At 43.2% G+C, this 24061-nt stretch carries 24 protein-coding genes and 1 pseudogene; 9 read left to right on the top strand and 16 right to left on the bottom strand.

Annotation, left to right across the window (positions count from 1 at the left end):
• Positions 1-92: 92 nt before the first annotated feature.
• Genes NSS87_RS30290 through NSS87_RS30305 form a run of 4 tightly spaced genes read right to left on the bottom strand, consistent with a single transcriptional unit; the run spans position 93 to position 4325 of the window.
• Positions 93-1451 (bottom strand): extracellular solute-binding protein, encoded by a 1359-nt coding sequence (locus NSS87_RS30290; protein WP_339244065.1) that lies wholly within the window; start codon positions 1449-1451, stop codon positions 93-95.
• 15 nt (positions 1452-1466) lie between these two features.
• The gene (locus tag NSS87_RS30295; RefSeq protein ID WP_042192941.1) at positions 1467-2576 is read right to left on the bottom strand and encodes an efflux RND transporter periplasmic adaptor subunit; all 1110 of its coding nucleotides are present in this window, start codon (positions 2574-2576) and stop codon (positions 1467-1469) included.
• A 10-nt stretch (positions 2577-2586) separates the two neighbouring features.
• Positions 2587-3444, bottom strand: a complete 858-nt coding sequence (locus NSS87_RS30300; RefSeq protein ID WP_339244068.1) for a carbohydrate ABC transporter permease — start codon at positions 3442-3444, stop codon at positions 2587-2589.
• A 14-nt stretch (positions 3445-3458) separates the two neighbouring features.
• Positions 3459-4325 (bottom strand): sugar ABC transporter permease, encoded by an 867-nt coding sequence (locus NSS87_RS30305; RefSeq protein WP_256716186.1) that lies wholly within the window; start codon positions 4323-4325, stop codon positions 3459-3461.
• A 176-nt stretch (positions 4326-4501) separates the two neighbouring features.
• On the opposite strand from NSS87_RS30305, the gene NSS87_RS30310 reads away from it, so the two are divergent.
• The 5 genes from NSS87_RS30310 to NSS87_RS30330 all read left to right on the top strand — a co-directional run bounded on the left by NSS87_RS30310 (position 4502) and on the right by NSS87_RS30330 (position 8941).
• Positions 4502-5212: a response regulator transcription factor gene (locus tag NSS87_RS30310; RefSeq protein ID WP_339244069.1), complete on the top strand. Its 711-nt coding sequence runs from the start codon at positions 4502-4504 to the stop codon at positions 5210-5212.
• 1 nt (position 5213) lies between these two features.
• Positions 5214-6602 (top strand): HAMP domain-containing sensor histidine kinase, encoded by a 1389-nt coding sequence (locus NSS87_RS30315; protein WP_339244071.1) that lies wholly within the window; start codon positions 5214-5216, stop codon positions 6600-6602.
• A gap of 149 nt (positions 6603-6751) precedes the next feature.
• A complete protein-coding gene (locus NSS87_RS30320; protein WP_339244073.1) occupies positions 6752-7342 on the top strand; it encodes an urea carboxylase-associated family protein in 591 nt (196 codons plus the stop codon).
• Positions 7343-7448: 106 nt separating this feature from the next.
• Entirely contained in the window at positions 7449-8075 is a 627-nt protein-coding gene (locus tag NSS87_RS30325; RefSeq protein WP_339244075.1) for a LysE family transporter, read from the top strand.
• 92 nt (positions 8076-8167) lie between these two features.
• Positions 8168-8941: a YqcI/YcgG family protein gene (locus NSS87_RS30330; protein WP_042192956.1), complete on the top strand. Its 774-nt coding sequence runs from the start codon at positions 8168-8170 to the stop codon at positions 8939-8941.
• A 4-nt stretch (positions 8942-8945) separates the two neighbouring features.
• On the opposite strand, the gene NSS87_RS30335 is transcribed toward NSS87_RS30330, so the two are convergent.
• The 3 genes from NSS87_RS30335 to NSS87_RS30345 all read right to left on the bottom strand — a co-directional run bounded on the left by NSS87_RS30335 (position 8946) and on the right by NSS87_RS30345 (position 12379).
• The gene (locus NSS87_RS30335; RefSeq protein WP_339244077.1) at positions 8946-10256 is read right to left on the bottom strand and encodes an amino acid permease; all 1311 of its coding nucleotides are present in this window, start codon (positions 10254-10256) and stop codon (positions 8946-8948) included.
• Positions 10257-10398: 142 nt separating this feature from the next.
• On the bottom strand, positions 10399-10983 hold the full coding sequence (locus NSS87_RS30340; protein ID WP_042194715.1) for a spore coat protein: 585 nt from the start codon (positions 10981-10983) through the stop codon (positions 10399-10401).
• Positions 10984-11116: 133 nt separating this feature from the next.
• On the bottom strand, positions 11117-12379 hold the full coding sequence (locus tag NSS87_RS30345) for an MFS transporter (protein ID WP_339244079.1): 1263 nt from the start codon (positions 12377-12379) through the stop codon (positions 11117-11119).
• A gap of 136 nt (positions 12380-12515) precedes the next feature.
• Between NSS87_RS30345 and NSS87_RS30350 the strand changes: the two genes are divergently transcribed.
• Positions 12516-13118: a TetR/AcrR family transcriptional regulator gene (locus tag NSS87_RS30350; RefSeq protein WP_042192964.1), complete on the top strand. Its 603-nt coding sequence runs from the start codon at positions 12516-12518 to the stop codon at positions 13116-13118.
• 98 nt (positions 13119-13216) lie between these two features.
• Here NSS87_RS30350 and NSS87_RS30355 read toward each other — a convergent pair whose 3' ends face one another.
• The 4 genes and pseudogenes from NSS87_RS30355 to NSS87_RS30370 all read right to left on the bottom strand — a co-directional run bounded on the left by NSS87_RS30355 (position 13217) and on the right by NSS87_RS30370 (position 14784).
• A complete protein-coding gene (locus NSS87_RS30355) occupies positions 13217-13804 on the bottom strand; it encodes a DUF1349 domain-containing protein (protein ID WP_339244080.1) in 588 nt (195 codons plus the stop codon).
• A 27-nt stretch (positions 13805-13831) separates the two neighbouring features.
• Entirely contained in the window at positions 13832-14068 is a 237-nt protein-coding gene (locus NSS87_RS30360; RefSeq protein WP_306035596.1) for a YiaA/YiaB family inner membrane protein, read from the bottom strand.
• A 24-nt stretch (positions 14069-14092) separates the two neighbouring features.
• A pseudogene (locus NSS87_RS30365) lies at positions 14093-14308 on the bottom strand (YiaA/YiaB family inner membrane protein); the annotation flags it as partial.
• A gap of 191 nt (positions 14309-14499) precedes the next feature.
• Complete coding sequence (locus NSS87_RS30370) at positions 14500-14784, bottom strand: alpha/beta-type small acid-soluble spore protein (RefSeq protein WP_339244082.1); 285 nt, start codon at positions 14782-14784, stop codon at positions 14500-14502.
• Positions 14785-15011: 227 nt separating this feature from the next.
• Between NSS87_RS30370 and NSS87_RS30375 the strand changes: the two genes are divergently transcribed.
• The 3 genes from NSS87_RS30375 (at position 15012) to NSS87_RS30385 (ending at position 17986) form a co-directional block, all read left to right on the top strand.
• Positions 15012-16196, top strand: coding sequence for a MerR family transcriptional regulator (locus NSS87_RS30375; RefSeq protein ID WP_339244083.1), 1185 nt, complete (start codon positions 15012-15014; stop codon positions 16194-16196).
• A 1-nt stretch (position 16197) separates the two neighbouring features.
• Positions 16198-17160, top strand: coding sequence for a GDP-mannose pyrophosphatase NudK (gene nudK, locus NSS87_RS30380; RefSeq protein WP_339244085.1), 963 nt, complete (start codon positions 16198-16200; stop codon positions 17158-17160).
• A gap of 106 nt (positions 17161-17266) precedes the next feature.
• Entirely contained in the window at positions 17267-17986 is a 720-nt protein-coding gene (locus NSS87_RS30385; protein ID WP_339244087.1) for a DUF4386 domain-containing protein, read from the top strand.
• A gap of 8 nt (positions 17987-17994) precedes the next feature.
• On the opposite strand, the gene NSS87_RS30390 is transcribed toward NSS87_RS30385, so the two are convergent.
• From NSS87_RS30390 to NSS87_RS30410, 5 genes are all read right to left on the bottom strand, one after another.
• Positions 17995-18579, bottom strand: a complete 585-nt coding sequence (locus NSS87_RS30390; RefSeq protein WP_339244089.1) for a Crp/Fnr family transcriptional regulator — start codon at positions 18577-18579, stop codon at positions 17995-17997.
• A gap of 238 nt (positions 18580-18817) precedes the next feature.
• Positions 18818-20413: an ABC transporter substrate-binding protein gene (locus NSS87_RS30395; RefSeq protein WP_042192978.1), complete on the bottom strand. Its 1596-nt coding sequence runs from the start codon at positions 20411-20413 to the stop codon at positions 18818-18820.
• A gap of 53 nt (positions 20414-20466) precedes the next feature.
• Positions 20467-21348 carry a carbohydrate ABC transporter permease gene (locus NSS87_RS30400; protein ID WP_076285013.1) on the bottom strand — a complete coding sequence of 294 codons (882 nt, stop codon included), beginning with the start codon at positions 21346-21348 and terminating at the stop codon, positions 20467-20469.
• Positions 21349-21387: 39 nt separating this feature from the next.
• Positions 21388-22308, bottom strand: a complete 921-nt coding sequence (locus NSS87_RS30405) for an ABC transporter permease subunit (RefSeq protein WP_042192982.1) — start codon at positions 22306-22308, stop codon at positions 21388-21390.
• 169 nt (positions 22309-22477) lie between these two features.
• Positions 22478-24058, bottom strand: a complete 1581-nt coding sequence (locus tag NSS87_RS30410) for a response regulator (protein WP_305953466.1) — start codon at positions 24056-24058, stop codon at positions 22478-22480.
• Positions 24059-24061: the final 3 nt, after the last annotated feature.

Here is a 24061-nt window from a genome sequence, read left to right on the forward strand (position 1 = left end):
TTCAACGACAAATGGGATGATTCCTGCAAAATAAACAAAAGGCGTTCAATCACCGTTAAATGATTGAGCGCCTCTCGATTAGAACGTTCTATTTACTCGTTAATGTAAGTGTTGACTCGATTTTGAATCAGCTTGCTGACGTCTTCAGCGGATTTCTGACCACTCATATATGAATCAAATTCTTCAATTGCAATTGAAACGACCTTATGATCACTAGATAAATTCCTACTTGCTCCATCTAGAAGCTGATGTAATTCTTGGATTTTACTTTCTACAGTCTCAGCATCAAACTTCTGTTCTAGAAGAGGTAGTGTTCCCGCTACTGCCTGCTGCTTAGCATCATTAAGCTGTTTCTCCACAACTCCCTTATGCAGCGGAAAACCCTGTACCACTGGTGAAGATTGCATTTCTTCGGAAAGCATGAACTTAATAAAGTTCCAAGCTTCCTCTTGAACCTTAGATTTGCTGTTAATACCTAAAGTGAAATATGACTTAAATGAAGTTCCACTATATTTTCCATTTACTGTTGGCTTTTGATATAGTTTAAGCTTTGGATCAAGGACTTGGGACAGGCCTCCTATTGGATCGAAAAGGTTAGCATTGTTGAACAAGGTTTTGGTATAGTCGTACGTAAAATCATTACTAAGTACGCCCTCATCATACATCGATTTGATTTGCTTCATCATATCTCGAAACAGATCGGAATCGAAATTCGCTTGACCTTGATCAATGAGCTTATCATAATTAGCCTCTATATACTCCGCTAACATTTGAATCGGGAATAGATTAACAAATGCGAAATAATCCTCACCAACTTTTCCCTTAAGCTTCTTGGAGATATCTTTAAACTCATCCCATGTCCATGTCTGATCATCGATTTTAATGTTAGCTTGTTCTAACAACTCTGTATTCCCAGTTAGCGCGTCGATGACAAATGAGAATGGCATTGCATACAAACCATTACCATCTTGGGAGCCCTCAAAAATATTCTGATAGTACTGATTTCGATCAAAGTCAGCATCCTTATCCATCAGATCATAGAAATTAGTCAGCATGTTCTTGGCGACATATTTGTCCTGTGGTAGATCGTTCATTACGATCATGTCCGCCCCTTTGCCAGACATCATCTGTGTGCTCACTGTTTGTATATACTTCTCAACATCGCCCTTTGAGAATGCTTCTCCTGATTGACTCATTCCATCTTCATTCGTTTGGGGTCTAGCTAGATACTCTTTGATATCAATTTGTATATCTGGACGAATTTTTTTGTATTGCTTAACCGCCTCCTCTAAATAAGGAGTTACCGCCATAGTCGCAATCTCAATCTTCTTGCCATCCTGACCTGATTGTTCATTAGATGTTCCTTCTGTACCTGATCCCACGCTGCTGCTAGAGCATCCCGATAATACGACTATCATTGCTAATAAGGCCAATACCCATCTTCTATTCAAATTCATTCATCCCCTTCAATATACTCGGATTCTATTACCTTCTTGTAATGGTTCACTTGATTCAATAATGATCTCATCATCAGGACTTAACCCGCTCACAGCTACAATCTCATCCTCGGTTGAATCACCCGTTACAATATAAGCCTTGCGTGCATTAAACGTATTGCCGAGTGAGCTTTTCTTCTCCTCAATTACAAAGACATAGCTCCCTGTTGTATCTTTATGAACCCATTTCTTTGGTAACACATAACCTTTTTCATTTGACTCCTTCTTTATGTCCAGACTGACTTGTTCGCCGCCTTTAATACCATCATCGGAGACAGAAACGACAACCTGATAACTCGATTTATCGGATGAATCTTCTTCACTGCTCTCTTGGGATGCAGCTTTAATCTCTTCAATTACACCGTTAACCAGTGTATTGTCTTTCTGCAATCGAACAGAAACCTTAGATCCAATCTCGAATAATGCCGTATTATCCGACTCGACAGCAAATGAAAATTCGAAGCCCTTACCACTATCCATTAAGGTCAGGATTGTCCCCCCTTGTGAAGCATTCATACTATCCTCTGCTGTAATCTTTGTGACTTTTCCATCAAAGGGGGCAGTCAGTGTCTGTTTATCCGCTTTATCTTTGCGCAGCTTATTCATCTTTCTTTGCGCCAGTTCAAGATCCATACTATCCAGTTCAAGAGCTCGCTCTGCCTTGGCAATCACTTGCTCATCACCACCTATCAATGCATTGAGCATATCCTCCTCGAGAATCTCCCGATTTAGCTTTTGTTTCTTAAGCGCCGTTTCCTCTTGATAGATCTGTTCATCCAGATCAGAGCTATCAAATGTCACGAGCTTTTGCCCCTTCTTAACCTCAGCATTCTCTTTTACATGAACCTTCACAATTTTAGAGCCAGTCTCATTCAACAAATCCACCTGCTTCCGAGGTGTTAAGACTCCACTCCCTTTAACCTGATGAACTAATGATTTCGAGGTAAGTTTCTCCGTAACTACTTTGGGCAGCGTCATCGTTTCGAGTGTGCTGCTAAAGAAAGTCAGGCCAGCCAATATCGCAAAAAACAATACAAACAAAGCAGCCGTTAATCGTTGTCGCTTAGATGTGCTTGTCATCTCATTTCCCCTATCCTTTAATTCCAGAAAGCTCTATGCCCTCAATAAAATACCGTTCCGCCAAAAGAAACAAGAGAATCATAGGCATCATATACAAGACCGCAGCCGCAAAGGATACCCCAAGCGCATCTTCCTGTAGACGAGATAGAAAAATGGACAAGGGCTGCAAATTGGCATCCTGCAGAAAGATCAGGGGCTGCTCCACCATATTCCAGTAATCTGCAAACAGCAGAACAACAAGCGCTGCCATTCCAGGTTTCACCATAGGCAAGACAATCCTGATAAAGGATCGGAAGTAACCTGCCCCATCCATTTGGGCTGCTTCCATATATGCCGTTGGAATTTGGAGCATAAATTGTCTGAGCAGGAACACACCAAACGCCGCAAATATCCCTGGTAAAATAATGGAGCTTGGACTATTAATCAGCCCTAGCCGATCGGACATGATATAGTTCGGCACAAGCGTGACCTGGAACGGCATGAGCATCGTGATCAGATACACAATAAATAAGGGCTCTCTGCCAGGAAATCGCAGCTTAGCAAATGCAAATGCCGCTAATGTTGCCACCACGACCTGGCCTATAATGATTGGAAACACCATAAATACAGAGTTCCAGAACATACGAAGAAATTGCGAGGTTGAAATAAGCACCTTATAAAATTGCTCCAGCGAAACCCAATCTGGAATCAGCTTCAAATTCACAAAATCGTTCATCTGTGTATTACCTAACATGCCGTAATTCAGCATAATTTCCTTCTCCGTCATCAAGGAGCTTACCATTGTGAGCACAACCGGAAATAGCATTACCAGCGCGATTACGGCTAAGATAATAGTAAGTAGCAGTGTTCTTATCTGTTTCTTGTTCATCTACACCCCTCCCTTTACTCCATAAATGAACGGAACTTATGTTCAACTCGGAAGAGCATCAACACAATGACTAAAATACAGAGCACCATTAAGAAAGCTGCAGCCGACAGCTTCTGAATATCGAGCGATAAGAACATATTGTTCATATAGTGCTGAAGCATATAGATACTGTCATGAGGATAGTCACCCGCAACTAAATAAATTTCCCGAAATACCTTGAATGAGTTCAGAATCGACATCAGCATCACTAAAAATCCTGTCGGTATTAAATAAATCAAGGTGATCTGGTGCTTACGAGCCCAGCTTGCACCTTCCAGGTTTGCTATCTCATAATATTGATCTGGGATATTTTGCAGTCCAGCCAAGAATAGAACCACATTATAGCCAATGTTTTTCCATACATAGATAAAAATAATGACCCCTTGCGCCCACTCTGATTTCATCCAATCGATCCGCTCAATTCCAATCCACTCTAATGCATGATTGAAAAAACCATTCCAGTCGAATAGGATCTGCCATACGAGCACAATTGACGCTACTGGAACAACCAGTGGCAGTACATATGAGGTACGCAGCCAATTCCGAAGATAGACTCGTTTGTTAAGCAGCATGGCAAGAGCAAGTGACAACAGAATAAGGATCGGAACACCAATTATTGTGAACCAGAATGTATTCCCTGCCGCCTTTTGAAAGGACGAGCTAGCTAATAGGCTCTGATAATTGGCAAACGATAACCCTGCCTCACCACTTGGATTCTCAAATGAAAATACAACACTTTGACCAAACGGAATCAAATAAAATAGCGCAAACCCGATCAAACTCGGAGCAAGAAAGCAGAACGCCACAAGAATCTCCTTGCGAGCCAAATATGAAATTCTCACAGCCTCAACCTCCTTTCGAGCTTGTTCCATACAAGCAACATGTTTACCGTACAAATAACTATTCTATAGATCAGCTTCGGTATTAATTTGGAGCAATTGTGGAAAAAGTATGGAAAAGCCCGCTTGAAAGGACAACTTTGTTAGAATAATAGATGTATTGGTCAGGAGGTCTGTTGATGAAGAACTATCAAATCGCAATCGTTGAAGATGATTGCCATATAAGAGATATCGTTGAGAACTATTTACAGAAGGAAGGCTATAGCACCCTATCGTTAGGTTCAGCAGAAGAAGCGCTCATGTTATGGAACACAGAGCGCCCGGATATGTGGATTCTAGACATCATGCTTCCAGGTATGAATGGCTATGAATTCTGCAAACAAATTCGCAAGGAAGCCGAAGTTCCTATTATTATGATCTCTGCTCGTGATGAGGAAGTAGATAAGATACTTGGACTTGAGCTTGGAAGCGATGATTATTTAACTAAGCCTTTCAGCCCACGTGAGCTGGTCGCACGAGTAAATCGTTTATTCCATCGGCTTAACTCCCTTACAGAAAGATCAGAACAGAGTATAGTCTCTTCTAAATCAAACGACCTCATCATCGATGAGCTTCGTCTAGTATTAGATAGTCGTCTGGTTTACTGGAGGTCTAAAGAAATTGAAATGACGGTGAAGGAATTTTCATTGCTTCATACCTTAGCAGCGCAACCGAATCGTGCTTTTTCGCGCAATGAGTTGTTAACATTAGTGTGGGGGGATGACTATTTCGGCAGCGATCGAGCGATTGACGATTTGGTCAAAAGACTTCGTCGTAAAATGGAAGACCTGCCTCTTGAAACCGTTTGGGGCTATGGTTATCGAATGCGCGTGGATGGAGTGAAGACATAACATGAAACTAATCTATAAGCTTCATTTATCATTTGGAATATTACTGGTGTGTGTACTCGTGCTTACAGCTACATTCGTTTATCCTCTACTAATGGACACACTAATCAATAATCAAAGAGAAGAGCTAAGATCACAAGGCAGTGCAATGATGGAGTTGGTCAATTCGTTACCTGTTCAAGACCTAACACCTTCCCAGTCAGCAGCAGCTATCGTACAGCCGGCTCAAGAAATTAATAGATCCGTCGATGCGTTACTCATAGAGCCGAATCGTAATATATTATTTAGTACAATGACTGAAGCGCAGACACAGACATGGCTACCGCTCATTGAACAGCACTCAAGTCACAATCAGCAGGATTTATGGGAAAATGGACAGGAGAAATATATTGTTGAGACCTTAACTTCTAATCCACAGAATCTTGATCCAACTAGTGCTGTAACCGCAGCCACCCTTGTCTTGTCTACACCGCTAAGCAAAGTAAAATCATATCAATCAGAGCTTTTTACAAGAATGATGTTCATTATGGTGATTGGGGGCACTATTGCCTTTGGCCTAAGTTTATTTATTACCAAACGTCTCGTTACTCCTCTAGAGAAATTAAAGCTTGAGCTCAAAAAAGTTGAAAAACGCCAATTCGATGAGGTGCAGCTCATTCAAACTGGCGGGGAAATTGGTGAGGTAGCCCAAAGTGTCCATCATCTCGCAGGAGAACTTAAACAATACCATCATGCTCAAAGACAATTTTTCCAGAATGCTTCTCATGAACTTAAGACCCCACTAATGACGATTCAAGGTTATGCAGAGGGAATACGAGATGGTATTTTCACCGGGGATCGTGCTGACAATGGTCTTGATGTCATCTCAAGTGAATGTGAACGACTTAAGGGAATTGTTACAGAGATGATCTTGTTAGCCAAGCTTGAAAGTGAAGATGGTATTTTTGATCAAGAAGAAGTGTCAGTAGAACAATTAATCGATAAAACCGCCGATCGAATACGTCCATTAGCTATAAATGAGAGAGTTGACATCAAAGTAAAGTACGAAGTCGATAACCCGAGAAAGCTTCATATTCATGGAGATTCGGAAAAACTCTTACAAGCAGTACTAAATATTATGAGCAATGCGATCAGACATGCATCACAAGCCGTGGATATAGAAATTTCGGAGCAGGATGGACAAGTGCAGATCGATGTCATTGATGATGGTCAAGGTATTCCTGATCAATTACTGCCTCAGCTATTTCAGCGTTTTATTAAAGGTAAGAATGGAGAAACGGGACTTGGACTCGCCATTTCACGTGCAATTGTTGAACGGTGCGACGGTACTATATCCGCTCATAACGGAGAGCATGGTGGAGCTATCTTTCGAATGAGTTTTCCTTCAAAATAAATGTCATTCTAATCCTCAAAGACTGTCATCGAATTGAATGCGAACTCTTTCTACGATGCCGCGCAGACAGCTCTATACTTTGCATGACTTTTTTGGCAAAGAGCCATACTAACCCTCACAGACTATGACTATCCCGAAGGAGAGTACTGATGAGCGAACAACAATGGCTGATTCCAGCAACTAAGGGATTGGGCTTCAAGTTGGACAAAGGGCAGATCGTCCGGGTAACCGATGTAGAAGGAGAGCAGGTAGCCGATTTCGCTGCTTATAACGCCGTTCGCCCTAATGAACGGATTGACCCCGGTGTAACGATAGATGCTCTAGGCAAGATGAATGTTCTTCCGGGGGACATCCTCTATTCCAACCAATACAGACCACTGTTTACTATTATTAAGGATACTGTGGGCCGCCATGATTTCATTAACTCTGCCTGTCGTCCCGAGATGTATGAGGTGCTGTATAACAAAAAGAATCACGCCAGCTGCTACAATAACCTGAATGAGGCGCTGGAGGAGTTTGGCCTGCCCGCTCCCGATCAGCATTATCCGTTTAATCTTTTTATGAATACTGTCATTGATCCTTCTGGAAAAGTCAGCGTGGAGCGACCGCTTTCTAAAGCTGGGGATTATATTGAGTTGCGGGCTGAGATGGATCTGATCATTGCCATATCGGCTTGTCCCTGCTCCGAAAGTGTCTGCAACGGGTATAAATGTACACCGATTGCCGTGGAGATCCTTTAGAGTATGTCGCAAAGAGGTTCGTGCCAAATGGCTCGTCTTCTAACTTACCTACTTCTTGAATAGAATGACTTGTACAAGTTAACATCTCATTCAAGGAGCGATGACCATGAATAGCTTTTTAACCTATATCGTACTCGGAATATCGTTATCTGCACCGATTGGTCCCATCAATGCAGCCCAGCTCGACCGGGGAGCGCGGATGGGATTTTTCCAATCCTGGATGATCGGACTGGGGGCTATGTGTGCGGATTTAGTGTATATGCTACTCATTTACTTTGGACTAGCCCACTTTCTGAATACCCCGTTTATGAAAACCTTCCTGTGGACATTCGGCAGCTTCGTTCTCCTTTATACCGGAATTGACACCTTAAAAAATTTCAATGCCGTGCCTGGATCCGCCTCACGAGGTGCACAGACCGGCACTAGCGCCTTCCGTTCAGGCTTTTTGATGGCACTAATGAACCCACTCAGCATTCTGTTCTGGTTAGGTATCTACGGCTCCATTCTGGCCAAAAGCATAGAAAATCAACATTTCGATCAGGTGCTGTGGAACAGCATCGGTATTTTTGTCGGCATCCTACTCTGGGATGTGGTGATGGCGATGCTGTCTAGCTTCTTTCATCGGTTCACCGGCCCTTCTATGCTCCGGTTCATTTCCCTTGCCGCGGGGATTTGCCTTCTTGGTTTTGGCATCTACTTCGGTTCTCAGGCATTTATACAGTTGTTTGGCTAATATGTTTAACAAGCAAGAGCTTTTCTAGGCCTTCACCCATCTCCCTCCCTTCGCATAGGATGTTTTGAACCTAACGAGGAGGGTGTTTTTGGATGGCCCATTTGAACACAAAGGTCTGGCTCGATGAGCATCTAGCTGAGCTGACGTACTGGCAGCAGGATGCTTTTCGTCAATTTACATCTATGATTGCAGATCCCGAAGGCAAATATCCCTGTATTCCGGGACGTCAGGGGTTTCTGTCCAATCATTTGCGTTTTGGCTTCGTAGCTGATCCACGAAGTGAAGAGTCTGCAATAGAGGTCGCTCAATTACTTCGTCAATATGGGGAATGCTCGCGGGATACCGGAAAATATGCTTCCCTTGTTTTATTTTTTGAAACTCCGGAAGATTTGGCGGAAGGTTTCTCCATTGAGGAATATGAGAATTTGTTCTGGTCCATTCTGGGCCGCGTCAGTGCGGTGGACACGGTGCCCTGGCCGGATGAAATTTCTACAGATCCCTCCCATCCTTCGTGGGAGTTCTGCTTTGATGGGCACCCGTATTTCGCGTTCTGCGCAACCCCGGCACATGAGCTGCGGAGAAGCCGCCATACCCCTTATTTTGTCATTGCCTTTCAGCCGCGTTGGGTATTTGAGAATATTAACGATTCTACCGCATTTGGGCGCAATATGAAGAAGCAGATCCGTAAGAAGCTTGCTGACTACGATAGTGTTCCCGCACATCCTTCCCTTCAATGGTATGGGCAGGAGGATAGTCTGGAATGGAAGCAATATTTTCTGCGAGATGACGAAAGTGCGCCGTCTAAATGTCCATATACTTATATGAAGAACAAGTTCAAAGCAATAGGAATTAAATTTCACTCTTAAGCGCTTATGAGGTTTGTCCGCGTTTTTTCAAGAGGTGCTCCCTAAACCAGGTAATCAACGCAATGACACAGATGATCAGAAGGCTGGACCAGAAGCCGGGACGGCCCCCTTTTTCAAAAAGTGTACCTGCCACGGCAGTAATGATCAGCGCCATAGCGACCATGGATCTAATCCAACCGCCCATCTTTGGTCTCAATAACTTAAGGAAAGAGGCAAGGATAAATAGCCATGTGTACAAAATAACTAGACCGGCCGCCGTGGTGATATGCTCAAAAATTTGCTTTGGCAGAAACAAGCTCAGTACAATTGTCACGCACAGGCCCAGCATATTGATACCAAGCGCGTAGAGCGGCATCTTTCTTTTTCCTTTGGTCACCGCCAGCCAAGAAGGAGCATCTTTATCCTCGGCCAAGGTTACCAGCATAGTCGAGACCGCATACAATGAAGCCACTAAAATAGAGAACCCGGCCACGATCATTACCCCGTTCAGTACATATACAAGAATAGGTAGTCCCATCGCTTCAAGTGCAGCAATAATTGAGCTTTGATCAGGTCTCAACTTCTCAGGGCTCACGAATAATAATGCAAGTCCTATCGACAGTACATAGAGCAGGGTCACGCCCAGCAGCATAAACCTGCCTGCTTTCGGAGCTTCTTTTGAGTCGCGTAGGTCCATCGCCATAAAGCCCATTACCTCAATACCCCCAAAAGCATAGAACGCATAAAGTAACCCTTTCCAAGCACCCATCCATCCTTTATTCAACCATGCTGCCGAACTGTGAACCGTATCCCAATTCCCCCTTCCCCTCAAAAGGGCAACCACGGCGACCACGATGAACATCAGTACCGCGGCGATTTTGATCATGGCGAATAGATTTTCCGCTTTGTTAATCCCCTGGCTACCTAGAATAATGACCAGCAGACCCAGTACAGCATAAATTGCGGTAAAAACCCAAAGCGGCCAACTCGGAAACCAGACCCGCGAAAACAGGCCCAAAGCAGTCAAGGTACTGCCGAGTATTAGAATTTCTGAGCACCAATAGATCCAGCCCATGCCAAACCCGGCCCAGCGGCCAAAAGCCTCTTTGGCATAACTACGAAAAGAGCCCTTTTGAGGATTTTGTATAGTCATTTGGGCCAGCGCCTCATAGACGAACAGAGTTGCCACAGCCGCCAACACAAAAATAACCAACACCAATAATCCGCTCTTACGGATAGCGATGCTGGAACCAAGAAAGAATCCCGTGCCAATCGTGCAGCCTACACCAAATAAAGTAAGCTGCCACCAAGGTAGCTTGCCAGTTGGAGTACCCATATGTATATCCCTCCGTCTGGTGTTACTATGCGTTATCGGGTGTTATTTTATTCTGATATAGGCTTAGGCAGGCAAAAGAAGACCCGACTTCCTGTTCAACAACAAGCGAGTCGGGTCTTCTACAGTTAGAATGGTCAGCGCCCTAGTTATTTACGGGCATCTGAGGAGATCCGGCAGCGGGAACATAGGCATCCAGCATCTGCTGTATTACTGAAACCTGAAGCTGCGGAACCTGATAATAGGCATGTTTGTTCTGATATAGGAACAACTCATATCCCATTTCAATAAAATGCTGCACCTGTGAAGCCAGCACCCGACGCAACGCTGGGTTCGTCACTTCCGGTGAAGACATGGCCAGCAGTGAGGCATGGGATTTGATTAGACCCAGCATATACCCGCTGACGCCCGCATCTTTCACATCCGCCAGTGACGAGTTAGGCTTCTTGGGCGGGGCCGGTTGGAGGCCGTAAACCGGCTGTGTCATATTCGGGATAAGATAGGTAGCCGTTTCCTGGCTTGGCTTTTGCCCTGTCTTAAAGCATTGGCAGGTCAAGTTGTACTGATCCAGCATGAAATTGTACTGCCGATCCAAGATAGACAATAGCTCTTGATCCTGTACAAAGGTTCTGAACATCATGAACTGGTCCAGTAAATTGATCTGGCAGGACAATACCTCGTGCACATCGAACATTTCGTGAGCGCCATGACCTAGCTGCTGTCCGCCCATCGTTATACTTCCTAACTGTGGTTGCTGCTGCAAATTATATTCTCCTTTGTTCTTAGATGAGTACCCTCTATAATATGAAGGACAAGATAGCCAATTATGCACGCAGTTATATTTACATCCCTCCATATCTAAGTCAAAGTGCCTCACTTACTGCAACCTTCTTATTTTGAATCCGAAGATTCCTTCTATGTGTCGTGAATAATCCGAAGTACCCTAGCGTTACGAGGATACAGATTATAACATCAACTACAATTAAGTTCTGATAATTCCCAAAATAATCGAAGGATAGGCCTCCGATTAATACACCTACTATACCGCCGCCCTGGTGCATGAGAAGTAGAACACCGGTATGTTTTCCTTTACCCTTTGCAAACTCATTAATGACAAGCATTCCACCTGGTAATGCACTTAAGTAGGTAATTCCGAACGCTATAGCAAAAAGAATAGGTGAACTTCCCAAGTGCATAAAGAGGAAAGCAAAACCTATAATACGAATGCCATACAATAGAGACATCATCATTAATTTATTGTATCGGTCCAGAAAATAGCCGCAAATGAGTGCCCCCGTGATTTCCATAATACCAAGGATGCTCATAGATAAGGCGATCATGCTTGGTGATACATCTGCCAACTGATGTATGGCTACCAAATTCATCTCGACGGATCCCATATTGATACCGCAGGTGAACAGCGCAATCGCGACTACGACAAAGATAGGAAGAGAAATAAATTTTTTGGACGGTGGAGTTACTCTAGGTGATGTATCTTGACCTTCGACTTCTATTGAACGATCCGAAGGAGCTCTCTCCGTATTTTTCTGTTGTGAACTCTTAATTCCTAACCAAATTACGGGAAGTGTTACACAAACACCTAGGATAAAAGAAGCCATAAAAGCGTTTTTCCAAGTCAGCCAGTCCATGGATACGAAAATGGGTGTAATAATCGCTAACCCTACAGAAGAGGCACTCGCCAGCAAGGCCATTGCCTTAGCCCGATGATGCCGAAACCATTCAAACATCAATATATAATTTGTCGTCGCCCCAATACCTGCCAAACCAGAGATAACACCGTATCCAATAAAAAAGACAATAGGATGGTGGCCTAACACGACAATACCAGTACCCAAAGTACTCATGATTGCACTTAACATTAGTATCTTCTTTGTGCCATAACGATCCACGAGCCAGCCCCCCAAAGGCGCGCATACGGCTACGATGAATAAATTGGTGGACCATGCCATTGAGATGAATCCCCTGCTAATCTGTAAATCCGTCGATATTTGCACCTGAAAAAAAGACAAGCTGAAGCGAGTCAATGCACCAATAAATCCAATAACCCAGAGAGATCCTAATCCAATCCATGCATACCTGGATTCCTTAAACCATGTCGTTTCCATTATGGTTTCCACCCCTGTCTATTATAAAAGATACCGATTGGTATCTTTTATAATAGCATAGATGCTTTTCTTTGCAACAGAATAATTTCATTTGATATACTACGTGTACATATACAATTAAGGGCGGAGGATGACAATGGAAAAGGGTGAGAAGACTCGCAATTACATCATAGCTAAAGCCGCTGAACTGTTTAACCAGAAAGGATATTCGGGCTCATCCTTATCTGATATAACAGAATTGACAGGCATTAAGAAAGGTGGCATTTATCGTCATTTTTCCAGTAAGAATGAGATTGCATATGAAGCCTTTAGCTATGCGGGTAGTATTGTGGGGGCCCAACTAGCTCATGCCATTAGTCAGCAAGAAACGGCCTCTGGCAAGCTATTAGCTTATTTACATGTGTACGAGAAAGTAGTTGAAGCGCCACCCTTTATTGGAGGGTGTCCGCTCCTCAACACGGCTATTGAAAGCGACGACAGTCATCCAGGCTTGCGTGAAAAAGCCCAGCAAGCCCTAATAGGCACACTGGAATCCAAAAAGAAAATCATTTCTGAAGGTGTACAAAGTGGTGAATTCAAAGCAGATCTCGACATTGAGGCACTAGCTACCTTCTCCCTTTCCATCATGGAAGGCGGCATCATGATGAGTAAGCTCGAGGGAAATAATCGGCATATACGGATGAATATCAAGAGCTTTGCTGCTTATTTAAAAAAAGAGTGTCTACGCGAACCTAGTTAGTTCACTCAAAACTTTTTTAACATACAAAGATTTTAAAATAAAAAGGAGCTTCGTCACTACTCACGAGGCTCCTTTAGCTTAATCTTAGTTCCTTAACTTTATTTATGTTCCAACCACTGACATTCTGTGATTTCTATTTCTGTAAATGTTGCTTTAAATGACGAATCCTCTGGGCTACAAGCATATAAACCAAAGTTGATATGCTCACTCCCTTCAAACAAATGAAAAATACGCATCTGCTTAAATGTAATCCCATCAAGAGAATTTTCAACACAGAAGTCACTCTCACGTCTACTTAATCTGTAATACATTGTTTTTATTGTTGCGTCGAGATCTGTTGTTGCCCAGTCTGAATATCCATGATTCGTAACCACACTACCCAATCTTTGATATTCTTCATTCTCATATTCAATCGATGCCTTGAACCAATTGTCACTGTCCTGATAGACAATTACTCCACACTGGTCAAATCTATGAGCGCTGTCAAAATCAGTTTTCACTATAAAAGAAAAGTATTTCTCATCCGTCTTCATTAGCAGCGCAGGTGCATTATCGTTCCTGAACCCATAATAGGTGCGTTGCCAAAAATCCGTATTAGGCTCAGTTATAATTTCAATCTTCTCATCTGTAATAGAAAAAGTGTTTACTGGATACTGCCAAAAAAGATTTTCTTTTAAAAAGTTCATCTCACTACTCCTTATCTAGGTCCCTCTTTACCCTTGAATGTCCCTTCTGGCATCTTGCTCGGCGAGAATCTCTTTGTCCTCCGCGTTATCTCTCGTCACTTTCTGAACGCCAACGGCGCTATATGAAATCAACAGAATAACAGCTATATAATACCCCTTTACATTCAATTGAAATGGAGCATTGTACAGACCAATAAAGAACATTACATACCCAATAACCAAGCCTGCAAAAGCCATAATTGTGAAAGCCCCTGTATTTCTCATCCTGTGTTTCGGATTTTCTAGCTTAATTTCTTTATCCTCTGAATTGTCTCTAACGACCTTTTGCACAACGATACAGCTAATCGTAATTAACACCATGCAAAGCAAATAATACCCTTTCACGTTCAATTCCCAATCGTCGTTGTACACCCCCAAACAGAATAGAAAAAGACCTGCAGCCAATGCAAAATACGATACCCCTGTGAAAGCAGCTGTGTTGCGTTTACGATACCTCTGATTCATCAGACGATTCCTCTCCCAATACAGAATTGAATGGTGTTATAGCCTTCTTCACTATACCGTGGAACATCGGTAAAATTCTACCATTAATTAGGTTGTTTTGGGAAACACAAAGAAAACGGTCTCAGTCCCAGGCAATTCAGGACTAAAGCCGCCTCCTATATTTTCTGCAACTTTATGATTTAGAAAAAATGCTACTCCCTTTCCTGATCCACCAATTGCTGCTGTGCGAGACGAACCATCTCGCGGACCATCGATCCACCAATTTTTCCACCAATCTGACCCACTGATTCTGTGCTCAAATGTCCATTCTCACCGTGTTCCAATGGAATACCAAGTTCTTTTGCGACTTCATATTTCACATCATCAGGCCGCTCCGGATCTACATCATAACCCTCGCGACGCATCACCTCGGCCTTAAACGTTTGCATCCCGCGATTGACTCCCGGCACTGCATATTTCCTGTTTCTTCTGGACATCCCTTATCCCCTCCTAACATGTTTTAAGTAACATGCCCGGAAAACGAAATCTCCACCCTTGTTGATTTGCTCCGATTATTTCCAAGAGGGCTCTGAAAGGCCATCTGCTGTCAGGGTGCTTGCCCTCTGTTTCTTATACATAAATTTTGCTTGAAGGTGACGTTACGTCACCTGCTATACTAACTGAGAACAACACGCTGGAGCAATCGATTGGATGTGAGGAAAGGATGTACAAAGAGTACTATTTAACTACAGGGCAGCTTGCAAAGCGTACAGGAATAACGGTCAGGACATTGCGATATTACGATCAGATTGGGCTTCTAATTCCAGAAAATCATCACGCGGGATCGATAAGATCTTATAACATGAAAGACCTAGAAAAATTGCAGCAAATTCAAACGTTGAAATACTTAGGGCTATCACTTCAAGAAATAAAAGACATCTTAGATGCAGAGTCGCTATCCATAGGGGAGATCAGACATTCGTTACAAGCACAGCTCGATGTTCTACAGAGAAAAATCACTCATACGGAGCATGTAGTTCATGCAATACGAGATGCTATGCAAATGTCGGTCAATCGGTCTGATTGGAACCACTTAGCAAATGTTATTCAAACCTTGCAGAGTAAGCAAGATTGGGGGGAACAGTATCGGACGGCGAGCCGCTTGCAATCGCGGATACATCTTTATGACAAGTTCAGTACAAATCCACAAGGCTGGCATAATTGGGTCTTTGAACAATTGGAGGTGCACCCTGGAGCCCACATTCTAGAGTTAGGCGGCGGCGATGGGACCTTTTGGATAAGAAACGCCGAACGAATTCCAAGTAGCTGGCGCATCACAATTACTGATATTTCGAGCGGGATGGTAGAAGAAGCACGTTGCCGCTTAGGAAGTAAAAGTTCACAGTTTAAGCTCTTATCTGTTGACGCGCAACAAATCCCCTTCCACGATGAGCATTTCGATGTGGTTATCGCTAACAACATGCTGTATCACGTGCCGGACATCCCTAAAGCGATCCACGAGATACACCGCGTACTAAAGCGAGGGGGTATAATATGCACCTCTACAATGAGCACTCAACACCTACAAGAGATTGAACAATTGGCGGTCTCGTTCGACCCCGACCTTCATGTATTGGATCAAGCTATTAAAAGATTTAATCTGGGTAACGGAGGAGACCTGCTGTCTTCTTGCTTCTCCGATCTTCGGTTACTACGTTACAACGACCGTCTGTTAGTCGACGAAGCTGAACCCCTGATTGAATATATGATATCGACCCCGATGAACGCAAAAGAGCGACTTGTCGGTGCGGCTATAGACGAATTTCGAAACCACGTCAATCGGCTTCTACAGGAGCATGGAGCCCTCGAAATGACTAAAGAAAATGGGATTTTTCTAGGGAGGAAATGAGATGAAGGCACAGTATTACAACCCAAGAGTACGGATCATAAAAGAGGAACTTCTATCGGATAACTGGTACATCTTAAAGAAGATCACATTCAAGTATGAAAAAGAAAATGGACAATGGGAGACACAATCCCGTGAAGTGTATGACCGAGGCAACGGAGCGACCATTCTACTCTATAATCGACACAAACAAACCATCGTACTTACGAGACAATTCCGAATGCCTACTTATCTAAACGGCAATGTGACTGGAATGCTTATCGAAACCTGCGCGGGGCTACTCGATAAAGAAACACCAGAAGAAAGTATTCTGAGGGAAACGGAGGAAGAGACGGGATACCATATCGACCGAGTGCAGAAAGTTGGCGAGGTCTATATGTCACCAGGATCCGTTACCGAAACCCTTCACTTCTTTGTAGCTGAGTATAGTGATGTCATGACAAAAGGTCCGGGCGGGGGACTTGAGGAGGAACAGGAAAATATTGAAGTAGTGGAACTTCCGTTTGCTCAAGCGCTTGACATGGTCCAAAGCGGCGAGATTCGTGATGCTAAGACGGTAATGCTGCTCCAATACGCTCAGATCCAAGGTCTCTTGAAGGTAAAATCGAAACCGCTGCATATCCTTATCGCTGGCCCTTATCGTTCTGGAACCAATGATGATCCAGTATTAATAGAGGAAAATGTCAAATACATGAATAAAATTGCTCTTCAAGTTTACGAGGCTGGGCATATGCCAGTGCTGGGGGAGTGGTATGCTTTGCCTCTTATTGCTACAGCCGGTTCCACTAATCTAGGAGACGACGTTTTCAACCGGATTTTCCATCCGTCTTCCATTCGCCTGCTTAATTACTGTGATGCCGTGCTTCGAGTTGGAGGATCATCTCAGGGTGCCGATGAAATGGTACAGGTTGCGCAAGAGAAAGGATTGTTGATTTACGAACGGCTGGATGAACTTCCGTTATTGTGATAATAAGCATTTTTTTCTGTCTGATGATGCACTCTTGATTTAAGTCAATGCCCGCCATACTACTCCTAATTACAATGAAAATAAAAAGTCCTTTAGGAGGCTATCTATGGCTATCTCAGAAAAAGATCTATCGAATCAGCGAAAGTCCGCTTTAACTGCTGGAATCTCACTTATTATCATGACCCTTGCCTCATTTTTTTCGTATGGCTTTGTCCATGGGAATCTTGTTGTTCAGGGCGATGCCAGCGTCACATTCAATAACCTTGTGTCATCCACTAACCTTTTCAAAGGTGAAATCTTGGGTTGGATCATCATTATGATTACTGACATCCTGGTCGCCTGGGCGTTTTATGTGTTTCTAGAACCGATTAACCAAAAGCTATCATTACTCGGCGCCTGGCTTCGTCTAACCTATTCCGCTATATTGGGAGTCTCTATACTTAACTTGATAGTTGTGCTGCTGCTCACGGGAAATAAAATCGACTTTTCCTCATTAAAAATCGAACAGACTCAAGCATTTATAATGTTATTTCTGGATGCATTTCAATTGATTTGGTCTATGGGATTGGTCGTTTTTGGCGGGCATCTGTTAATTGTGGGATATGTGGCTTTAAAATCTGGCATCATCCCTAAAGTAATCGGCATCTTATTGCTGCTTGCTTCAATAGGTTATATGATCATTCATCTAAGCAAAATATTTCTCCCACAATACGAAGGGGTCATTACAATATTAAATTATATTTTTACTATTCCTATGATTGTAGGAGAACTAGGCTTTGGGATATGGCTGCTGCTTAGAGGAGGAAAACTCCACAAAACTGTATGACTTTCTTTTTAGTTATTACTGGAATGAACCCGCTTCTTGATTCTACTTAATGACTCTGGTGTCATCCCCAGATAGCTGGCCAATTGATGCTGAGGTACGCGAGTGAGTAAGTGAGGTCTTTTTCGCAACAAAGCTTTGTAACGTTCTTCAGGATTGGAAGCGATAAATGAAGTTAATTCGTCCTGTACCTCACCTAAGTTTTCCTCTACCATTTTGCGGATCATCGTTTCCAATTGCGAGTGTTTGTGAAGCATGTCTTGTTCCGCATTAAGTTCACCAACCACCAATGTGCTATCTTCTAGACAGGTTAAGGTGTACGCAGAGGGCTTACTTTCTTGATGCCGATTAAAAATCGAAGCCGCTTGCTCTTCTGTGTAGAAATTAGATGTGACTTCTTTTCCCGATTCATCTATCGAGTACTGCCTAACACAACCTTTTAGCACGAAAAAACATTTTGTGGGAACATCTCCTTGTCTAAGGAGCACTGTCCCCTTTTTAAATTCCTCTATAAGGATACCCTCAACAATATCCTGCTGATCCTCTTCGTTAAGAGATGTAAATTTACTCATATACTTATACAATATATTTTTCATCTCTCTCTCCAATCTTCCGAAGTTAATGGCCCGCTTATGATGCCCTTGAAGCTATTTAGGCTCCCGAGAGGGAGCTTCTTGCCTTATTATACTAGCTCATACTAAAACAAATGCAACATCAGAACTCTTCATACGCCGCTCGGCTGCGTCCGATAGCGCCTTCATATACAATCGATCTCAAAAAACAGGGAGGCCCAACAGCCATTTCATGACTGTTGGGCCTCCCTTATCCTGTATCTTACTTGTTCGCTAAGAAAGCATCGATTTGCGCTTGCAGCTCAGCTTGGATTTTATCAATGCCAGCTGATTTCAGCTGTTTGTTCAAATCTGCAAGGCCTTTGTCGATATCTTTAATTACGCCGTACTCAAGCGGAATGGCATAGCGGAGCATTACATTGCCCACATTGGCAATTTCCGTCTTCACTTTGCTATTATCGAATACAAAGGTTTCAAGGGCATAGTGGTAGACGTTAGCTTCCCAGCCCTTAGCCAGATCGTTAGCTTCTTGAGGGAATGCTTCATTGTCAAGGTTAAGTGGCGAGTTGAAGTTCCAATTAGAGAAGCCGGTAAAGTTCGGATTTTTGTCGAGTGCTTTATATTTGGTGTCGCCAACCGGTTCATAGTGCACGCCACTAATTCCGTACATCATCAGGTCGTGCAGTTCTTTATCGTTTTGCATCAGATCGATCAGCATCAAGGAACGTTCTACATTTTTGGAAGTCGCATGAATCGACGTACCGTTTTGTGTAGAAATCGCCACTGATTTTTTCTTCCCTTGGTTAATATCAGCCAACGCTACTTCATAAGGAGAATTTTCTTGGCGCATTAAAGCCATGAGTGCTCCAAGTGTTCCGTTATTATGCGTAATCGAGGCGGTTTTACCTGCTTTAAAATCCGCCTGATGATCATTTTTACTGTTCAGAACGTTTTTCGACCAAGCATTGTTATCAGCGAGATCTTTGTAATACACGAGTAGATCTTTGAACTCTTGCGTTTCATAGACGTTAAAGACTTTACCTGTTTCATCGGTCAATTTGAAGGCAAATGGAAGATCTAGATCAAACATATTCCATTCGTTTTGCTGCTTCAATAATACACGGTCCAAGTTATGATACTTCCAGTCTCCCGTTTCCGGAGTGAACGGTGTAATTCCTTTTTCCTTTTCTGCTATCGTCTTCAAATAAGTAGCATATGCTTCCGGGCTGTTGATTTCGGGAAGATTGTATTTCTTACGCAAATCTTCACGATAGAGAATCAGCTTTTCAACAGATTCCCCTCTGTTTTGTGGAACCATGTACAGTTTGCCGTTTACTTTTGCCTGATCCCAGCTCACATCTGACATAGCTTCCTTAGTTTTTGGCATATATTTGGTAATTAGCTCATCGGTTAATTCTAGAAATCCGCCTTTCAGTGCCTGGTCATTATAACCGGCCCAGTTTGCCGAATAGATGAGGTCAAAATCTTCATTAGCTGCCAGCTTCAGTGGATATTTTTGAGCCCAGTCAGACCAGTCCAAGAACTCGCCCTCAAGGGTCGCATTAATTTTTTCTTTCAGTTTCTTATTAATTTCAGCAAAAACACTATCATAGTCTATCGGTTTAGGCCCAACGAAGATCATTTTCAACTTTACTTCTTTAGAGGTGTCTATGGTATCTGAAGTTTCGGCTGCATTCGTTGCACTCGCTGTTTCTGTAGGCTCACTTGTTACCTCAGCGGCATTATTGGTAGCCTTAGCGGGTGTATTGGCGTTGTTGTTGCCACCACCACATGCGCTCAAAATCATTACGAAGGTTAAAACGAGTGCGAGCATAATGAATCTATTTTTTCTCAGCATTTCAAGCCTTCCCCCTTGTATTAATTATATTGATAAACCGGATTTCCCCGGGTTCATCCTTTCACAGCGCCAATCGTCAAGCCTTGAACGAAATATCTCTGAACGAATGGATAAGCGAGCAGAATCGGACCTGTAGCTACAACCGTCATTGCCATCTTCAAGCTCTCGCTTGGGATCGATGTGGTTACGACTGCTCCTGCACCCATCATGGCTTTTCGCATGCCATCCATATTGCCAAGCATTTTGTACAAATAATATTGAAGCGGCATCAGCTTCTCATCGGAAATAAATAGAAGGGCATTGTACCAATCGTTCCAATAGGCAAGAGCCAGAAACAAACCAATAGTCGCTAGCGCCGGCTTGGAGAGAGGCAAGATTAGACGAGCGTAGATCTTAAAATCGCCTGCACCGTCAATTTTAGCCGATTCTACGATTGCTTCCGGAATGCTGCCCATAAACGACTTCATAACAATGATGTAGAAGACGTTGAGCATCATCGGAATTACTAAAGCCAGCAATGTATCTTTGATATGGAGGTAATTGACCATAAGCAGATACCAAGGAACCAGACCGCCGTTAAATAAAGTTGTAAAGAAAAAGAAGAATGAAAATTTATTACGCCATTTAAAATCTTTTCTGGAAAGCGCATAAGCCGTCATTGAAGTCAGAAACAAACCAAACAGTGTGCCTATTATAGTAACGCCTATGGTCACCATATAGGCTTGAATCATCTGGTCGGGATACTTAAACAAAATGCTGTAGGCTTCTGTTGAGAAGGCCGTAGGTATAAATTGATAGCCATCTGTTAATATTTTTGACTCTTCCGTCAGCGACGAAGATACGACAAGTATAAACGGGAATATACATAAAATTGCGAGAAAGATTAGGGATACATAACCAATACCCGAGAATATTTTACGATCGAGCTGCTTCATATCGTTACCTCCATTATGAAAACTGTACCTCTGATGCGGTTAGAATAAGGCGCGGTCTTTATCGTATTTGCGAACAGCATAGTTCACAGTCATGATCGTTGCGAAGCCAAGAACGGACTGGAAAACGCCAGCCGCAGCCGACATGCCGATATCATTCGAAGTAATCAGCGATCTGAACACGAAAGTATCGATAACGTCCGTCGAAGAGAACAACAAACCGTTATTACCGATCATGTTATAAAACATCCCGAAATCACCGCGGAAAATATTCCCGACCGCCAGCAGCACCAAAATAATAATCGTCGGGTAAAGATTTGGAATCGTCACTTTCCGGATCCGCTGAAAAATATTGGCGCCATCGATTTCAGCTGCCTCATACTGTTCAGTATCTATGCCCGTAATCGCTGCCAAGTACATTACTGTTCCGTATCCAAGGCCTTTCCAGGCGGAAACGAGAACTAGGATATACGGCCAGTAGGCAGGCGTATTGTAAATATCAATAGGTTCTAGCCCGAGCCCTCTAAGGAGTGCGTTCACAGTACCAATATCATAATTGAGCAGGTTATAGGCAATCGCGCCGACAACTACCCATGAAATAAAGTAGGGAAGAAACAACGCCGATTGCGTAATTTTGCGGAACCATTTGCCACCGACCTCAAACAACATAATGGCTGCAAAAATTTGCAAAGAGTTATTTACAACGATGAATGCAATATTGTACAATGCTGTATTCCGTGTTACCCGCCAGGCATCTCCTGATTCAAAGAAAAAGCGGAAGTTATCAAGCCCGTTCCAGGCACTTCCAAAAATACCGCCCGCGTAATCATAATGCTTGAAGGCAATAATAATGCCCGCCATTGGGACATAGGCAAACAAAAGAAAAAAAGCAACCGCCGGAGCCAGCATCAGCAACAGAACCCTATAGTTTTTTAAATCGCTCCAAAATGTATGCCCTTTCATCTTTGCACCCCTTTCTTCTCTATATCTCTCATTATAAAAGGAAGGCGGCGGTGAGATAATTCAGCGAAACAACTAAACATAATACTAATTCAACGATTCATAAACAATTTCGATAAAAAAGAAGCCCCTGTTCCATATAGAACATGAGCCTCCTCAATAAGTAATCGATTCAGATTTTATTTTTCTTCCGGTACTCGCCGGGCGACATGCCCATATATTGCTTGAACTGCCTATTGAAATAAATAATATTTTTATATCCGGCTTGTTCCGCAATCTCATATACTTTTTTCGTTGGATCCTCGAGCAGCTCGCATACCCGCTTCATACGCAATTCACTTAGAAAATCGCTGAAGAGACTATTGGTTTCGACCTTGAACAGATGCCCTAGATAGTTAGGGGTAAAGTCGAAATGTGCGGCGACCTCGTTTAGCGTTATTTTTTGATCTAATCTTTCTTTCACATACTCCGTGATTTCATCAATTAACTTGCGCTTTTGCCTTTGGCGTTTCAAATAAAGCAGCTCCGACAGTTCAAAGAATCTTCTTCTCAGCCACGAAAGGATATCATGCACCGTTTCGAACTGAAACAGCACAAAAGGATGATGAGAATCCCAATTCAAAATCTCGTACAAATGCTCATTCATTTGCTGCAGATCAGCATGAAGCTTAGAGGTAATCCGGATAATGATATCGTAGATGTCGTTTTTCTGGGAGATCGGGCTGTCTCCGGCAAATAGCTGAAGCAAGCAATCATCAATAGTGGTAAGGTCGTAGTCGAGCATAGCTTTAAGCATACGATCCACAATAACCTCTAAGTCCGAAGCCATCTTTTCCTTTGGAGACCATTCCGAGGCATCTTGGATCAACCTATTCTTCCCTACGATCCATTTAATGCTTAGAGCGGCCTGCGCCTGCCGATAGGAATCATGTAGCTTGACCGGGTCGGTTGTGTACATTCCTCTTCCGATCGTAATCGAACAGGAGAACTCCTGATAGAACGCCCGAATCAACTCTTCCAGCAAAGCTGTAAAATATTGTTCCTGAACCGCAGCAAGGATCACAAAGTGATAGTCATAAGTCGTAATCACCATGCCCAAATTTTGATCCTGAGCAAACTTTCGGATAAACTGATTGGCAGTGCTGCTCCACAAACTCCGCTCTTCTTCCGTCCAGGTTTGGATTTTTCGCGCCATGTCGTCGATCTCAATGATGGCAACCGCTGATGCACCTTGTAAGTATGGCGTGAGAACGTTGTGAATGTGCGTTTCAACCTGTCCCGGTGCAGCCTCGTTAAACCACCGCAGCAGTAGCTCCTGATTAACAAGCGTCAGCGTTTCCGACAAGGAAGTACGCTGCGTCCTCTCTTTCTCAATCTTTGTGCAGAGTTCGGTCAGCGTCTCGTTCAGCTCGTCATCATCCACAGGCTTAAGCAAATAACTGTATGCGTTCAATTGAATCGCTTCCTTGGCATAATTGAAATCCTGATGTCCGCTAATAAATAAAATATGGACCTCTGGGTTAATCTCCTTCGCTTTCCGTGCAAATTCCACGCCTGACATAATCGGCATACCGATATCAGAGAGAATGATATCTACAGGGTGCTGCTCCATCATTTTCAGAGCGGCAAACCCGCTTGTTGCCGTTCTCACGCTATGCAAAGGCAAATGATCACTGCCGGCTACACGCCGTCTAAGCCATTCCAAATCGATTACTTCATCATCCACCAGCAGAACATTGATTTCCATCGCCATACT

The organism is Paenibacillus sp. FSL F4-0243, assembly GCF_037963295.1.
GTDB lineage: Bacteria > Bacillota > Bacilli > Paenibacillales > Paenibacillaceae > Paenibacillus_AQ.

Bases quoted from the DNA above. Each gene is read 5' to 3' on its own strand.
- NSS87_RS30400 (WP_076285013.1), bottom strand. From the start codon at position 21,348: ATGAAGCAGCTCGATCGTAAAATATTCTCGGGTATTGGTTATGTATCC.
- NSS87_RS30375 (WP_339244083.1), top strand. From the start codon at position 15,012: ATGTACAAAGAGTACTATTTAACTACAGGGCAGCTTGCAAAGCGTACA.
- NSS87_RS30335 (WP_339244077.1), bottom strand. From the start codon at position 10,256: ATGGGTACTCCAACTGGCAAGCTACCTTGGTGGCAGCTTACTTTATTT.
- NSS87_RS30395 (WP_042192978.1), bottom strand. From the start codon at position 20,413: ATGCTGAGAAAAAATAGATTCATTATGCTCGCACTCGTTTTAACCTTC.
- NSS87_RS30340 (WP_042194715.1), bottom strand. From the start codon at position 10,983: ATGGGCGGACAGCAGCTAGGTCATGGCGCTCACGAAATGTTCGATGTG.
- NSS87_RS30310 (WP_339244069.1), top strand. From the start codon at position 4,502: ATGAAGAACTATCAAATCGCAATCGTTGAAGATGATTGCCATATAAGA.
- NSS87_RS30325 (WP_339244075.1), top strand. From the start codon at position 7,449: ATGAATAGCTTTTTAACCTATATCGTACTCGGAATATCGTTATCTGCA.
- NSS87_RS30330 (WP_042192956.1), top strand. From the start codon at position 8,168: ATGGCCCATTTGAACACAAAGGTCTGGCTCGATGAGCATCTAGCTGAG.
- NSS87_RS30320 (WP_339244073.1), top strand. From the start codon at position 6,752: ATGAGCGAACAACAATGGCTGATTCCAGCAACTAAGGGATTGGGCTTC.
- NSS87_RS30350 (WP_042192964.1), top strand. From the start codon at position 12,516: ATGGAAAAGGGTGAGAAGACTCGCAATTACATCATAGCTAAAGCCGCT.
- NSS87_RS30295 (WP_042192941.1), bottom strand. From the start codon at position 2,576: ATGACAAGCACATCTAAGCGACAACGATTAACGGCTGCTTTGTTTGTA.
- NSS87_RS30360 (WP_306035596.1), bottom strand. From the start codon at position 14,068: ATGAGAAATACAGGGGCTTTCACAATTATGGCTTTTGCAGGCTTGGTT.
- NSS87_RS30385 (WP_339244087.1), top strand. From the start codon at position 17,267: ATGGCTATCTCAGAAAAAGATCTATCGAATCAGCGAAAGTCCGCTTTA.
- nudK (WP_339244085.1), top strand. From the start codon at position 16,198: ATGAAGGCACAGTATTACAACCCAAGAGTACGGATCATAAAAGAGGAA.
- NSS87_RS30390 (WP_339244089.1), bottom strand. From the start codon at position 18,579: ATGAAAAATATATTGTATAAGTATATGAGTAAATTTACATCTCTTAAC.
- NSS87_RS30370 (WP_339244082.1), bottom strand. From the start codon at position 14,784: ATGTCCAGAAGAAACAGGAAATATGCAGTGCCGGGAGTCAATCGCGGG.
- NSS87_RS30315 (WP_339244071.1), top strand. From the start codon at position 5,214: ATGAAACTAATCTATAAGCTTCATTTATCATTTGGAATATTACTGGTG.
- NSS87_RS30355 (WP_339244080.1), bottom strand. From the start codon at position 13,804: ATGAACTTTTTAAAAGAAAATCTTTTTTGGCAGTATCCAGTAAACACT.
- NSS87_RS30405 (WP_042192982.1), bottom strand. From the start codon at position 22,308: ATGAAAGGGCATACATTTTGGAGCGATTTAAAAAACTATAGGGTTCTG.
- NSS87_RS30345 (WP_339244079.1), bottom strand. From the start codon at position 12,379: ATGGAAACGACATGGTTTAAGGAATCCAGGTATGCATGGATTGGATTA.
- NSS87_RS30300 (WP_339244068.1), bottom strand. From the start codon at position 3,444: ATGAACAAGAAACAGATAAGAACACTGCTACTTACTATTATCTTAGCC.
- NSS87_RS30410 (WP_305953466.1), bottom strand. From the start codon at position 24,058: ATGGCGATGGAAATCAATGTTCTGCTGGTGGATGATGAAGTAATCGAT.